Here is a 12,819-nt window from a genome sequence, read left to right as displayed (position 1 = left end):
TCGTCACCCGATGCCAGGGATGAGGGAGATGAGCAGGTCGATGATCTTGATGCCGATGAAGGGGGCGATCAGCCCGCCGAGACCGTAGATCCCCAGGTTGCGCCGGAGCATCCGGTCCGCGCTGGTGGGCCGGTAGCGCACGCCCTTGAGGGCGAGCGGGACCAGGGCCACGATGATCAGCGCGTTGAAGATGACGGCCGAGAGGATCGCGGAGTCCGGTGACTCCAGCCGCATGATGTTGAGCTTGTCGAGGCCGGGGTAGGCGGCCGCGAACAGCGCCGGGATGATGGCGAAGTACTTCGCCACGTCGTTGGCGATGGAGAAGGTGGTCAGGGCGCCCCGGGTGATCAGGAGCTGCTTGCCGATCTCCACGATCTCGATCAGCTTGGTGGGGTCGGAGTCGAGGTCCACCATGTTCCCGGCCTCCTTGGCGGCCGAGGTCCCGGTGTTCATCGCCACCCCGACGTCCGCCTGGGCCAGCGCCGGGGCGTCGTTGGTGCCGTCCCCGGTCATGGCGACCAGCTTGCCGCCCGCCTGCTCCCGCTTGATGAGGGCCATCTTGTCCTCGGGGGTGGCCTCCGCGAGGAAGTCGTCCACCCCCGCCTCCTCGGCGATGGCCTTGGCGGTCAGCGGGTTGTCGCCGGTGATCATGACGGTACGGATGCCCATGCGGCGCAGTTCCTCGAACCGTTCGCGCATGCCGTCCTTGACGACGTCCTTGAGGTGGACGACGCCCAGGACGCGGGCCCCTTCGCGGTCCTCGACGGCGACGAGCAGCGGTGTGCCGCCCGCCCCGGCTATGCGGTCGGTGAGGGTGTCGGCGTCGTCGGGGATCGTGCCGCCCGCTTCCCGGACCCAGGCGACGACGGAGCCGGTGGCGCCCTTGCGGATCCTGCGGCCGCCGCTGTCGACGCCGGACATCCGGGTCTGGGCGGTGAAGTCGATCCAGTCGGCGTCGGCCAGGTCGCCCCGGTGGTGCTCGGGGCGGCCGTACTTCTCCTGGGCGAGGACGACGACGGAGCGGCCCTCGGGGGTCTCGTCGGCGAGGGAGGAGAGCTGGGCGGCCTCCGCCAGCTCGGCGACGGTGACGCCCGGGACGGGCACGAACTCGGCGGCCTGCCGGTTGCCGTGGGTGATGGTGCCGGTCTTGTCGAGCAGCAGGGTGGAGACGTCGCCCGCCGCCTCGACGGCCCGCCCGGACATGGCGAGGACGTTCCGCTGCACCAGCCGGTCCATGCCGGCGATGCCGATGGCGGAGAGCAGCGCGCCGATGGTGGTGGGGATCAGGCAGACCAGCAGGGCGGTCAGCACGATCATCGAGGTCTCGTCGTCGGCGCCCGCGTAGACGGCGAACGGCTTGAGGGTGACCACGGCCAGCAGGAAGACGATCGTCAGCGAGGCGAGCAGGATGTTGAGCGCGATCTCGTTGGGCGTCTTCTGCCGGGCGGCGCCCTCGACCAGGTTGATCATGCGGTCGATGAAGGTCTCGCCGGGCTTGGTGGTGATCTTGACGACGATCCGGTCGGAGAGCACCTTCGTCCCGCCGGTGACGGCGCTGCGGTCGCCGCCGGACTCCCGGATGACGGGGGCGGACTCGCCGGTGATGGCGGACTCGTCGACGGAGGCGACGCCTTCGACGACATCGCCGTCACCGGGGATGATGTCCCCGGCCTCGCAGACGACGAGGTCGCCGATGGTGAGGCCGGTGCCGGGCACCAGCACCTCGGTGGTGCCTTCGAGCCGGCGGGCCACGGTGTCGGTCTTGGCCTTGCGCAGGGTGTCGGCCTGGGCCTTGCCCCGGCCCTCGGCGACGGCCTCGGCCAGGTTGGCGAAGATCGTGGTGAGCCAGAGCCAGCCGGTGATGGCCCAGCCGAACCAGTCGGTCGGGTCGGCGACGGCGAGCACGGTGGTGACGACCGAGCCGATCAGCACGACGAACATCACCGGGGACTTGACCATCACCCGGGGGTCCAGCTTGCGCAGGGCTTCGGGGAAGGACTTCAGCATCTGGGCGGGGTCGAACAGACCGCCGCCGACCCGCCCCCCGTCGGGCGCGGACCCGGCCGGCGCTTCGGGGTGCGGCGCCCGGGTGGGAGTGATCGTGCTCATGAAGCGAGCCCTTCGGCGAGCGGTCCCAGCGCCAGCGCCGGGAAGTAGGTGAGGCCGGTGATGATGAGGATCGTGCCGACCAGCAACCCGGTGAACAGGGGCTTCTCCGTGCGCAGGGTGCCGGATGTGGCCGGTACGGGCTTCTGCTCGGCCAGCGAGCCGGCCAGCGCGAGGACGAAGACCATCGGCAGGAAGCGGCCCAGCAGCATCGCGAGTCCGATGGTGGAGTTGAACCACTGGGTGTCGGCGTTGAGCCCGGCGAAGGCCGAGCCGTTGTTGTTGGCGCCCGAGGTGTAGGCGTAGAGGATCTCGGAGAAGCCGTGGGCGCCCGAGTTCGTCATCGAGTTCCCCGGGGTCGGCAGGGCCAGCGCGACGGCGGTGAAGCCGAGGACGAGCGCGGGGGTGACCAGGATGTAGCAGGCGGCGAACTTGATCTCCCGCGTACCGATCTTCTTGCCCAGGTACTCGGGGGTGCGGCCGACCATCAGACCGGCGATGAAGACGGCGATGATCGCCATGATCAGCATGCCGTAGAGGCCGGAGCCCACGCCGCCGGGCGCGATCTCGCCGAGCTGCATCCCGAGCATGGTGATGCCGCCGCCGAAGCCGGTGTACGAGGAGTGGAAGCTGTTGACCGCTCCGGTCGAGGTCAGGGTGGTGGCCACGGCGAAGATCGACGAGCCGGCGACGCCGAAGCGGGTCTCCTTGCCCTCCATCGCGGCGCCCGCCTCCTGGAACGCCTCACCCGGGTGGGCGAACTCGGTCCACATCATCAGGGCGGTGAAGCCGACCCAGATCAGGACCATCGTGCCGAGGATCGCGTACCCCTGGCGGACATTGCCCACCATCTGCCCGAAGGTGCGGGTCAGCGAGAAGGGGATGACGAGGATGAGGAAGATCTCCAGCAGGTTGGAGAGGGCGTTGGGGTTCTCGAAGGGGTGGGCGGAGTTGGCGTTGAAGTAGCCGCCGCCGTTGGTGCCCAGCTCCTTGATGGCCTCCTGGGAGGCGACCGCGCCGCCGTTCCACTCCTGGGTGCCGCCGGCGAACTGGCCGACCTCGTGGATGCCGGCGAAGTTCTGGATGGCGCCGCAGGCGACCAGCAGGACCGCCGCGACCACCGCGATCGGCAGCAGGATCCGGACGGTGCCGCGGACCAGGTCGGACCAGAAGTTGCCCAGCTCACCGGTGCGGGAGCGGGCGAAGCCGCGGACCAGCGCCACGGCGACGGCGATACCGACGGCCGCCGACACGAAGTTCTGCACCGCGAGGCCGCCGGTCTGCACCACATGGCCCATGGCCTGCTCGCCGTAGTACGACTGCCAGTTGGTGTTGGCGACGAAGGACGCGGCGGTGTTGAAGGCCTGGTCGGGGTCGATCGACTGGAATCCGAGCGATCCGGGGAGCGAGCCCTGGAGCCGCTGGAGACCGTAGAGGAAGAGGACGCCGACGGCGGAGAAGGCGAGGACCGCCCGGAGATAGGCGGGCCAGCGCATCTCGGTGCCGGGGCTGGCACCGATCGCCTTGTAGATCCACTTCTCCACCCGGAGGTGCTTGTCCGAGGAGTAGACCCGGGCCATGTAGTCGCCCAGCGGGCGGTGGACCAGGGCGAGTGCCGCCATCAGGGCCAGCAGTTGGAGGACGCCGGCAAGTACGGGACTCATCTGGGCTAGAACCTCTCCGGGTACAGAAGGGCGAGGACGAGATAGCCCAGCAGGGCGACGGCCACGACGAGACCGACGATGTTTTCGGCAGTCACAGCTTGGCCACCCCCTTGGCGACAAGTGCCACCAGCGCGAACACCGCGACCGTGGTGACGACGAAGGCCAGGTCGGCCATCGTGAGCTCCTGAGTGGATTCGGATTCGGACCGTCGGATTCGACCCGCCGGATGCGTGTCCGCCGGGGCGGGCACGGCCCTGCTCGGAGCAGGACGGTTCGAGGAAACCCCTTTTCAGCCAGTGCGCGGCTTTCGTTGACACGTCCCATACGGCCCCGCCGACGCTCTTGACGGAACCATGACGGGCTGCCGGGCGTGGGCGTACGGGCCACCATGGGCACAGGATCCGCAGCGAAGCGGTCCATGGGTGGAGAAATCCACTGATGTACGGAGGCGATGGGCAGCCGGGGACCGGAGTCCGGGCCGGGCCGGGCCGAGCCCGAATCGGGGTCCGGGCCGGGTCCGGGCCGATCGCCGGGAAGGGAACGGTGGCGTTCGAGGTGCAGAGGATGGACAAGGCCCTCGGGGAAGGGGACAGGGACGGGAACGGGGGCGGGAACGGGGGCGCCGACGGCCTCGGGGACCGCTGCCGGACCTGGCTGCTGGACGGCCTGAGCGAGACCGCGGCCCGCCACCCCGGCCCCCACGGCACCCCGCCCCCCGAGCACCGGGGCCACCGCTGGTGGCGGGTGATGTGCCTGACCGGCGTCGACTACTTCTCCACCCTCGGCTACCAGCCCGGGATCGCCGCGCTCGCCGCCGGGCTCCTCTCCCCGCTGGCGACCCTGGTCCTGCTGGCGCTCACCCTCCTGGGCGCACTGCCCGTCTACCGCCGGGTGGCCCGCGAGTCCCCGCACGGCGAGGGCTCCATCGCCATGCTGGAGCGGCTGCTGCCCTGGTGGTCCGGGAAGCTCTTCGTCCTGGTGCTGCTGGGGTTCGCCGCGACCGATTTCATCATCACCATCACCCTGTCGGCGGCGGACGCGGCGGCGCATGTGGTGGAGAACCCGTACGCCCCCGGTTTCCTCCACGGGACCAACGTCTGGATCACCCTCGCCCTCATCGGGCTCCTCGGCGCGGTCTTCCTCAAGGGCTTCCGGGAGGCGATCGGGGTGGCCGTCGCCCTGGTCGCCGTCTATCTCTCCCTCAACGTGGTGGTGCTCGCGGCGGCGGCCTGGCAGGTGCTCCGCGACCCGGTGCTCGTACCCGACTGGTGGGACGCGATGATCGCCGGGCACTCGTCACCCTGGGTGATGATCGGGGTGGCGCTGCTGGTCTTCCCCAAGCTGGCGCTGGGCATGTCCGGCTTCGAGACAGGCGTCGCGGTGATGCCCCAGATCAAGGGGGACCCGACCGACACCGAGCAGCGGCCCGAGGGACGGATCCGCGACACCCGCAAGCTGCTGACCACCGCCGCGCTGATCATGAGCTGTTTCCTGCTGCTGTCGAGCCTGGCGACCACCCTGCTGATCCCCCAGGACGAGTTCAAGGCCGGCGGCCCCGCGAACGGACGCGCCCTCGCCTATCTGGCGCACCGGTACCTCGGGGAGGTGTTCGGCACGTTCTACGACGTGTCCACGATCTGCATCCTCTGGTTCGCGGGCGCGTCGGCCCTCGCCGGGCTGCTCAATCTCGTACCGAGGTTCCTGCCGCGCTACGGCATGGCGCCGGAGTGGACCCGCGCGGTGCGGCCCCTGGTGCTGCTGTTCACCGCGGTCGCGGTGGCGATCACCCTCTACTTCGACGCGAACGTGGACAAGCAGAGCGGCGCGTACGCGACCGGGGTGCTGGTGCTGATGCTGTCGGCGGCGTTCGCCTCGACGGTCGCGGTGCGCCGCCAGGGCCGGGGACGGGCCGCCGCCGGGTTCGGCGCGATCACCGTGGTCTTCGCGTACACCCTGGTCGCCAATGTGATCGAACGCCCGGACGGCATCAAGATCGCGGCGCTCTTCATCGTCGCCATCCTCGTCACGTCCTTCGCGTCACGGGCGCACCGGGCCTTCGAACTCCGGGCGGCGGACGTGGTCCTCGACCCGGAGGCGGCCCGGTACGTCGACGAGGCGGTGGCGGCGGGGAGGCTGCGGATCATCGCGCACGAGCCCTCGGGGAGGACGACCGCCGAGCACCGGATGGAGGAGTACAGCCGCCGGAGGACCCCCGCGCCCGGCGGCCGGTCCACCCTCTTCCTGGAGGTGTTCGTGCGGGACTCGTCGGACTTCACGGCCGATCTGGTCGTCCGGGGGGACGAGCGGTACGGGGTACGCAGGCTGCGGGTCGAGGGCGCGACCGTGCCCAACACCATCGCCGCCGTACTGATGAACATCCGGGACCGCACGGGCGTGCTGCCGCACGCGTACTTCACCTGGACCGAGGGACACCCGGTGAGCAATCTGCTCCGCTTCCTGGTCTTCGGGGAGGGCGAGACCGCCCCGGTGACCCGGGAGGTGCTGCGCCGCGCCGAACCGGATCCGGGGCGCCGTCCGCGGATCCATGTGGGCTGACGCCGCCCGTTCCGATCCCCGGCGGACGACCGGGGGTCCCGTGGTGCTGGGCGTGCCGGGTGGTCTCCGATGGGCCGGGTGGTCTCTGGTTTCGGTGGGCCGGGTGGTTTCCGGTGGGCCAGGTGGTCTCTGGTTTCGGTGAGCCGGGTGGTCCCGGTGAGTCAGGTGGTCTCTGTTTTCGATGGGCCGGATGGTTTCCGGTGGGCCGGGTGGGGGCACCGGGCGGGTGCCCCCACCGCTCAGTGGATCACTGCTGTGTGACACCGCACTTGCGGCACCGCTGCTTACCGCCCCAGCCCACCCATGCGTGGTCGCACTCCCTCAGAATCCACGGTGTCATTGTCCGCTTCCCTTCTGGCGTGTTCCTCCGCGCCCCGCTCCGCCGCCCGTACCCTGGCAGCCGGAGACCCCGCCCGCCCATGGGCCGGGCGGCCCTCCTCCGACAACGGCGGCGGCCTGATCGGTGTGCGCTGCTGAGAGTGTTCCCGCGCCGGGCCGCCCATGGCCCACCCGAGGGGAGCGCACCGGAGCCGACGGCGCACGCCCGCCGGGCCCGCACCCGCCTGGCTGTGCGGCACACGGAAGTCGCCGGCGGACCACCGCCCGGGGGCGCTGGGACCCTCCGGTGTGACACGACTCACGGAACTCCGGCTTCCGGGAGGGCAGTACAGGACATGAGCACTTCATCCGTACCCCGCCGGGGCGTCCTGCGGGCGCTGGCCCTCACGGTCGCCCTCGTCGGCGGCACGATCCCCGCAACGGGCGCCACGGCCCTCGCCGCGCAGCCCGAGACCTTCACCCTCACGATCCACCACCTCGACGGGGCCGGCCGCGCCACGGGCGAGTACACCACCAACGTCCATGGCCTGACCGGGCCGCGCGCGGGCAGGTCCGTCCACCCCCACGACGCCTCCGGCACCACCACCGTCGAACTCCCCCGGGGCCGGTACGCGCTGGACAGCGCCGTGCTCGACGGCCCGTCGGCGCAGCGCGTCGACTGGATCGTGCAGCCGCGCCTCGATCTCGACCGCGACACCACCGTCACCGTCGACGCGCGGACCACCGCTCCCGTCGACGTACGGCCCCCCGACGCCTCCGCCGACCTCTACATGGGCGCGATGATGATGCGGATCGCGCACGACGGCATCGCGTACCACCCGAACGTCAGCGTCAGGAGCGCGGAGTTGCGCGTCGCCCATCTGGGTCCGGACGCCGAGCCCGGGTCGGTGCGGCAGTGGTACGACTCGTACTGGAACGCAGGCAACGCCCGCTACTACGCCCTCGGTTACCACTTCACCGGTGCGCGCGCCCTGACCGGGCTCACCCGGCATCCCTCGGCGGCGGACCTGGCCACCGTCCGGGTCAGCGGCGCCACGCGGCCGGGGAGCACCGGGCACGCCGCTGTCTTCGTGACGCCCCGGCCCGGCCCGGCCGTCGGCTACGGCAACACGATGGCCACGCCCGGCACGTCCACCTTCGTCGTGACGCCGGAGCGCGGCACCTGGGAGTTCGAGTACGCGCCCCGGGACGCGTCCGGTCGGACGACGAAGCGCTACAGCGCCGGCGACATCTCCGTGCGCGCGGGCGGGACCACGGAACTGACCTTCGACAACGGGGTCTTCGGGCCCGACCTCACCGGCCGTCCCGGAGCGGTCCGCGAGGGCGACCGGATCTCCGTCGATGTCCCGCTGCTGGCCGACGGCGCGGGCCATGTGCCGGAGTCGGCGGACGGGGAGGCACCCGTGTTCACGCTGCACCGCGACGGCGTACGGGTCCCTGCGGAGTCGAACACCCCGGGGCGGGCCGGTTTCACCGTGCCTCCGGGGCGGGCCTCCTACCGGCTGACCGGGACGGCGCGGCTGAGCGGCACGCCCGGCACCGCCACCCGTGTGACCTCGGAGTGGACTTTCATGTCCGCCACGACGGGCGGCCCGGCGGCGCTGCCGCTGAGCGCGGTGCGCTTCTCGCCCGGCCTCGGCCCGGACGGCACGGCGCCCGCGGGGACGGACCTGCGGATTCCCGTCACCGTGCAGGGTGCCGCCGCGAACGGACGGATCCGTTCCCTGGTGGTCTCCGCGTCCACGGACGGCGGCGCCACCTGGACCCGGCTGCCCGTCGCGGGCGACGCCGTGACCGTCCCCGGCCCGGGTGCCGGCACCGGTGTGTCCCTGCGGGCGGAGCTGACGGACACCGAGGGGAACACGCTCGTCCAGACGACCGCCGACGCCTACCGCACCCGGTGACCCGTCGGCCGTCGTACGGGGACGGCCGGCCCTGACCGCTGCCGCCCGGCCCGGTCGCCCGCGCGGCGACCGGGCCGGGCACCATGTCCCCCGGGTGTCACCGAGGAGCGGGGACCGGGAGTTGTGAGGGCGTCATGCCGAAGATGTCGGGGTTCGACCAGCGGGCGGTCGCGCTGATCGAGCTGCGGGGGACGCGGAGCGAGCACGAGCTGTTCGGGAACGCGGTGGCGGAGGCGGGGTGGGCGGTGCTGGAGGACCACGGTCCGGTGGCCGCCGAACCGGTCGCTGCCACGCCTGCCGTGTCTGTTACATCTGTTGTGTCTGTTGTATCTGCCGACGAGAGACGCAGGTACACCGTGGACATACGTTTCCCGGGCAGCCGCGTCAACGCGGTGAAGGGGGCACGGGACCGCGTCGAGGTCCTGGCGGACGCCCTGTTGCTCGATCTCACCGTCCTGGTCGTCGACCGCGTGGACCGGGACCCGGTCGACCTCCCCCGGTGGTTCGCCCAGTCCCCGCCCGGCGGCACCGCCCCCGGGGCCGATGCGCCCCGGCTCCGGCGCTGGGCGGACCGGTGGACCCGGTGGCTCGCCGAACGGCTCGGCACCCACGACACCGGCCGCCTCGTCGGTGCCGTCTCCGCCCCGGACGCCCGACGGCTCGCACGGCATCCCCTGCCGGGTGCCCGGCCGCCCGCACCGGAGGCCACCGCCCGCGGCTCCCTGGGTACGGAGCCGTCACGCACCCCCGCCCAGCTGGGCCGGCGCCGCGAGTCGGCCCGGATGGTGACCCGGATGCTGATCGCGGGGGTCGTCCTCCTGTGGGTGGGCGCCCGGATCGCCGACCGGTCGGGCGACGGCCCCGGGGCGTGGTGGGGGTTCGCCCTCGTCGGCCTGGGAGCGGTCTGGGCCATCGCGGCGGCGGCCCGCCGTATGGCGCCCGGCAGACCGCTCCGGGAGACCGTCGCGGCGAGCCTCGTCCCCGCCGTCGTGATCGCCCTGGCCGGTGCGAACATCGTGCGCACCGAACCCGGCGCGGGCTGGGGCTCGCGCGTCATCGCCTACGGCGTGATCGCGGGGGTGGTGTTCAACGGCGTCCGACTGCTGGCCCGCCAGTGGACGTGGCGCCGCACCGCACCCTGGCTGCTGCCGGCCATCCTGCCCGTCTCGGTGGGCCTGGTGCCGCCGCTGGGCATCGGGCTGCACACCTTCTACCTCCATGCCTTCGACCTCTCGCTGGACGACGTGGAGGTGCCTCAGGCGTATCGCTTCCTCGCCACCCTGAAGCTGATGGCCTGTATGAGTCTGTGGCTCGGCGCCCTGGCGCTGCTGGGCTATATGAAGCATCTGCACCTGTATGTGAGGGACCGTCTGCTGGGGAATCTGGTGCTCTTCACCACCGCCCTGACCCTCCTCTACGTCGGCGTGTTCACCCTGGGCATCGCCGCGGCGGACCGGGCGGGCGACGAGGCGAAGAGGGACGCGGCACAGGGGCGTACCCCGTCGGCGTACTTCGGGATCGAACCGGAGTGGGTGTGCGTCCGCCCGATCGGCAGGCCCGCGGACATCCCCGTCGACGGCGGGGAACTGCTGCCGCACCGCCCGTACCTCAGGATCGGCGACGCGGGCGGCACGGTGGTGCTGTGGGACACGGAGGAACGGCAGGCACTGAAGGCTCCGCTGGACAAGCTCCGCGTCCTGCCCGAGGACACCCGCCCCGCCTCCTGCCACCGACCGTCGCCGTCCTGACCGGGCTTCCGGCACGGCGTCCCTTCTCGCCCCTGTCCTGAGGTTTAAGCCACGTCGTTCACCCGTTCGAGTGATCAGTACGGGACGGCTCCCCAAGATGATCATGACAGGGAGATCATTTCTCCGACCGCTTCGTCAGCACCACGGCCACGGAAGGCGCGCGCAGCCATGTCAGTCGACAGCACCCCGGGGAACCCGTTCACGCTCAACACCGACGACCTCGCCAGGCTGGAGGCGATCCGCGAGGGGCTGCTGGACCCGTCGCCGCGCCGGATCGGCCGCCTGGACCAGTGGGGCCTGGCCGACACCTTCGAGACGTACACGCTGACCTCGACGTACGCGGAGGTCTCGATCACCATGGCGGATGGGACGGTGCTCGACGCGGCGCTGAGCGTCCCGCGCGACCTCGCGCCCGGACAGACCTGTCCGGCGGTCGTCCTGCCCGCCCCGCTGATCAACATCGGGCACCGGGCCTACCTCGGCATGTTCCCCCGCTGGGCCCTCGGCGGCTACGCCGTCCTGGCCTACAGCCAGCGCGGCCTGGCCGCCTCCAAGGGCGAGATCCACGTCGCCGGACCGCAGGACGTGGCCGACGCCTCCGAAATCGTCAACTGGCTGGTCGGGCAGGACGCGGTCGACCCGGAACGGATCGGGTTCTTCGGCTCCTCCTACGGCGCCGGGACGAGCCTGCTGACGGCCGCGCGGGACCCGCGGGTCAAGGCCGTGGCCGGCACCAGCGCCTGGGGCGACCTGTTCGCCTCGCTGTACGAGAACGGCACCCGCCACCTCAAGGCCTTCGAGGCGCTCGTGGAGCTGTTCGACGAGGAGCGGTGCTCGCAGGAGTTCCGCGAGGTCATCCAGAAGATCCGCGCCAACACCATCGACGACCAGGTCAGGGAGTTCGCCGAAGCGCGGTCGCCCAGGAACCACCTCGCCGCGTACAACGACAACCGCACGCCGATCCTGCTGACCACCGCCTGGCACGAGACGATCTTCTCCGTGCCCGCCGTCGTCGATCTGTTCACCCGGCTGACGGGCCCCAAGTCGCTGCTCGTCCAGGTCGGCGACCACGGCAACGGTGAGCTTCCCGGCCTGGCCGGCCTCCTCTCCAAGCCCACCGAGATGGCCTACCGCTGGATGGACCACCACCTCGGCGGCAGCGCGGGCGACGGCCGGGAGCCGCGGTTCGGCGTGCGCTCGGAGTACATGCACAACCTCCTGTCCGACCTCCGCCACCCCGACTGGGAGAGCTACGCCCTGCCCCGGCAGCGGTTCCACCTCGCGGACGCTGCCGCCGGCGAGCGCGACGGGCAGCTGACGCCGACCGGACCGCGGCCTGGCTGGTCCCGCTCCGTGAAGGCCACCGGCCGGAGCACCGAGGCCGTCGTCGCCCCGAAGCTGATCCAGACCGGCTTGGCCGAGCGCATGGGCCTGCCCCACGTCTACAGGACGGCCGAGATCGACCGCGGCCTCGCCGCGATCTGGGCCACCGCGCCGCTGGAGCAGGCGATGCGCGTCCAGGGCGACCTGGAGGTTCGGGTGACCGTGAAGCCGCAGGAGAAGAACGCCACGATCGTGGCCTATCTGACGGACTGCGACCCGGCCACCGGCAAGGCCACCATCATCACCCACGCCCCCTGCACCCTCACCAACGAGCAGCCCGGCCAGGCGACCACCGTGGCCTTCCCCCTCCAGCCCGCCCACTACGTCCTCGCCCGGGGGCGCCGGCTCCAGCTGATCATCGACACCCACGACCCGTTCTTCGCCGACGCCAACACCGCGCCGTCGGCCATCGAGATCACCTCCCCGCAGGGCACCGAGTCCTACATCGACATCCCGCTCGGCACCCTGGACTGATCCCTCGGCGTCCGCGGCGTCCGCGGCACCGGAGTGGACCGCCTCCGGGCCGGTCCGGGCGGGGTCGCGGTCCACGATCCCGTACGCAAGGCCGCCGGCACACCCACACCGAACAAGATCTCGAACACAAAAGAACTCTCGGCACGGAGGAATCCGTGCCGAGAGTTCTGTGAAGCCGACCCCGCCCGTCGATCGGGCCCTTCTCGGACGCGCCGGGACCGTTCCGGTCCGTCGAGCCGGACGCCCCACCCGCACGGCCACGGGGCAGTGCACGGACGGGGCGTCGTGGATCTCGCTAGACGTGCTGGGGCGCGTTCAGGGAACGCAACTCGGTCAGTCGGCGCTGGTACAGCGGCCCGGCCACGTGGGCGGCGCGTGCCTCGCTGGGGGCGGACTGCTCGATCAGGTGATGGGCTACGGCCTTGAGGTGTGCCGACCACGCCAGCACATGTTGTTGCGCGGTGCGCCCGCACTCCTGCGGCTCCCCCGGGAGACACAGCGGAAGCGTGGGACCGACCTTGTTCGCGGCGTGCCGGATGTACCCGGCGACGACCGCCCACTCCTCGTCGCTCCGCTGGACGGCATCGGGGGAGGCTTCCGTCCCCCACCTGCCGAAGTCGTCTCCGTGGTCATCCATCTGCGCAC

Annotated in this window: 9 protein-coding genes; 4 read left to right on the top strand and 5 right to left on the bottom strand. The window is 71.6% G+C overall.

Features of this window, described 5'->3' with window-relative positions; all coding sequences use genetic code 11:
* Positions 1 to 3: 3 nt before the first annotated feature.
* Genes kdpB through SYYSPA8_RS28950 form a run of 4 tightly spaced genes read right to left on the bottom strand, consistent with a single transcriptional unit; the run spans position 4 to position 4,020 of the window.
* The gene (gene kdpB, locus SYYSPA8_RS28965) at positions 4 to 2,109 is read right to left on the bottom strand and encodes a potassium-transporting ATPase subunit KdpB (RefSeq protein ID WP_323450330.1); all 2,106 of its coding nucleotides are present in this window, start codon (positions 2,107 to 2,109) and stop codon (positions 4 to 6) included.
* Positions 2,106 to 3,770, bottom strand: coding sequence for a potassium-transporting ATPase subunit KdpA (gene kdpA, locus SYYSPA8_RS28960; RefSeq protein ID WP_323450329.1), 1,665 nt, complete (start codon positions 3,768 to 3,770; stop codon positions 2,106 to 2,108). The genes kdpB and kdpA overlap by 4 nt, the downstream gene beginning before the upstream one ends.
* Before the next feature lie 5 nt (positions 3,771 to 3,775).
* Positions 3,776 to 3,865 (bottom strand): K(+)-transporting ATPase subunit F, encoded by a 90-nt coding sequence (kdpF, locus tag SYYSPA8_RS28955; RefSeq protein WP_078075662.1) that lies wholly within the window; start codon positions 3,863 to 3,865, stop codon positions 3,776 to 3,778.
* Positions 3,862 to 4,020 (bottom strand): hypothetical protein, encoded by a 159-nt coding sequence (locus tag SYYSPA8_RS28950; RefSeq protein ID WP_323450328.1) that lies wholly within the window; start codon positions 4,018 to 4,020, stop codon positions 3,862 to 3,864. The genes kdpF and SYYSPA8_RS28950 overlap by 4 nt, the downstream gene beginning before the upstream one ends.
* Positions 4,021 to 4,334: 314 nt before the next feature.
* Between SYYSPA8_RS28950 and SYYSPA8_RS28945 the strand changes: the two genes are divergently transcribed.
* From SYYSPA8_RS28945 to SYYSPA8_RS28930, 4 genes are all read left to right on the top strand, one after another.
* The gene (locus tag SYYSPA8_RS28945; protein ID WP_323450327.1) at positions 4,335 to 6,326 is read left to right on the top strand and encodes an APC family permease; all 1,992 of its coding nucleotides are present in this window, start codon (positions 4,335 to 4,337) and stop codon (positions 6,324 to 6,326) included.
* Between the two features lie 674 nt (positions 6,327 to 7,000).
* Positions 7,001 to 8,569 (top strand): serine protease, encoded by a 1,569-nt coding sequence (locus SYYSPA8_RS28940; protein WP_323450326.1) that lies wholly within the window; start codon positions 7,001 to 7,003, stop codon positions 8,567 to 8,569.
* A 134-nt stretch (positions 8,570 to 8,703) separates the two neighbouring features.
* On the top strand, positions 8,704 to 10,317 hold the full coding sequence (locus SYYSPA8_RS28935) for a hypothetical protein (RefSeq protein WP_323450325.1): 1,614 nt from the start codon (positions 8,704 to 8,706) through the stop codon (positions 10,315 to 10,317).
* 168 nt (positions 10,318 to 10,485) lie between these two features.
* Positions 10,486 to 12,174, top strand: a complete 1,689-nt coding sequence (locus tag SYYSPA8_RS28930) for an alpha/beta fold hydrolase (protein ID WP_323450324.1) — start codon at positions 10,486 to 10,488, stop codon at positions 12,172 to 12,174.
* A gap of 295 nt (positions 12,175 to 12,469) precedes the next feature.
* Here the strand turns inward: SYYSPA8_RS28930 and SYYSPA8_RS28925 are convergent, their stop codons facing one another.
* Positions 12,470 to 12,811 carry a hypothetical protein gene (locus SYYSPA8_RS28925; RefSeq protein ID WP_250920660.1) on the bottom strand — a complete coding sequence of 114 codons (342 nt, stop codon included), beginning with the start codon at positions 12,809 to 12,811 and terminating at the stop codon, positions 12,470 to 12,472.
* Positions 12,812 to 12,819: the final 8 nt, after the last annotated feature.

Origin of the sequence: Streptomyces yaizuensis (genome assembly GCF_034961445.1) — a bacterium.
GTDB lineage: Bacteria > Actinomycetota > Actinomycetes > Streptomycetales > Streptomycetaceae > Streptomyces > Streptomyces yaizuensis.
Note: the sequence above shows the minus strand (reverse complement) of the source record. Positions and strands in the feature narration are given on the sequence as shown.

Coding starts and splice junctions, on each gene's coding strand:
- kdpB (WP_323450330.1), bottom strand. CDS start 2,109: ATGAGCACGATCACTCCCACCCGGGCGCCGCACCCCGAAGCGCCGGCC.
- kdpA (WP_323450329.1), bottom strand. CDS start 3,770: ATGAGTCCCGTACTTGCCGGCGTCCTCCAACTGCTGGCCCTGATGGCG.
- SYYSPA8_RS28945 (WP_323450327.1), top strand. CDS start 4,335: ATGGACAAGGCCCTCGGGGAAGGGGACAGGGACGGGAACGGGGGCGGG.
- SYYSPA8_RS28940 (WP_323450326.1), top strand. CDS start 7,001: ATGAGCACTTCATCCGTACCCCGCCGGGGCGTCCTGCGGGCGCTGGCC.
- SYYSPA8_RS28935 (WP_323450325.1), top strand. CDS start 8,704: ATGCCGAAGATGTCGGGGTTCGACCAGCGGGCGGTCGCGCTGATCGAG.
- SYYSPA8_RS28930 (WP_323450324.1), top strand. CDS start 10,486: ATGTCAGTCGACAGCACCCCGGGGAACCCGTTCACGCTCAACACCGAC.
- SYYSPA8_RS28925 (WP_250920660.1), bottom strand. CDS start 12,811: ATGGATGACCACGGAGACGACTTCGGCAGGTGGGGGACGGAAGCCTCC.